Annotated in this window: 1 rRNA gene; it reads left to right on the top strand. The window is 55.9% G+C overall.

What is annotated here, in order from left to right:
• A 16S ribosomal RNA gene (locus tag HMPREF2756_RS00760) occupies nucleotides 1–811 on the top strand; the annotation flags it as partial.

An 811-nucleotide genomic window follows, 5' to 3' on the forward strand; every position in this document is an offset into this window, starting at 1 on the left:
CGGCTAACTACGTGCCAGCAGCCGCGGTAATACGTAGGGCGCGAGCGTTGTCCGGAATTATTGGGCGTAAAGAGCTTGTAGGCGGTTGGTCGCGTCTGCTGTGAAAGGCTGGGGCTTAACCCTGGTTTTGCAGTGGGTACGGGCTAACTAGAGTGCAGTAGGGGAGACTGGAATTCCTGGTGTAGCGGTGGAATGCGCAGATATCAGGAGGAACACCGATGGCGAAGGCAGGTCTCTGGGCTGTAACTGACGCTGAGAAGCGAAAGCATGGGGAGCGAACAGGATTAGATACCCTGGTAGTCCATGCCGTAAACGTTGGGCACTAGGTGTGGGGGACATTCCACGTTTTCCGCGCCGTAGCTAACGCATTAAGTGCCCCGCCTGGGGAGTACGGCCGCAAGGCTAAAACTCAAAGAAATTGACGGGGGCCCGCACAAGCGGCGGAGCATGCGGATTAATTCGATGCAACGCGAAGAACCTTACCAAGGCTTGACATATACTGGACTGCGTCAGAGATGGCGTTTCCCTTCGGGGCTGGTATACAGGTGGTGCATGGTTGTCGTCAGCTCGTGTCGTGAGATGTTGGGTTAAGTCCCGCAACGAGCGCAACCCTCGTTCTATGTTGCCAGCACGTGATGGTGGGGACTCATAGGAGACTGCCGGGGTTAACTCGGAGGAAGGTGGGGATGACGTCAAATCATCATGCCCCTTATGTCTTGGGCTTCACGCATGCTACAATGGCCGGTACAGAGGGTTGCGATACTGTGAGGTGGAGCTAATCCCTAAAAGCCGGTCTCAGTTCGGATTGGGG

It is taken from the genome of Rothia sp. HMSC067H10 (assembly GCF_001810635.1).
Classification (GTDB): Bacteria; Actinomycetota; Actinomycetes; order Actinomycetales; family Micrococcaceae; genus Rothia; species Rothia dentocariosa.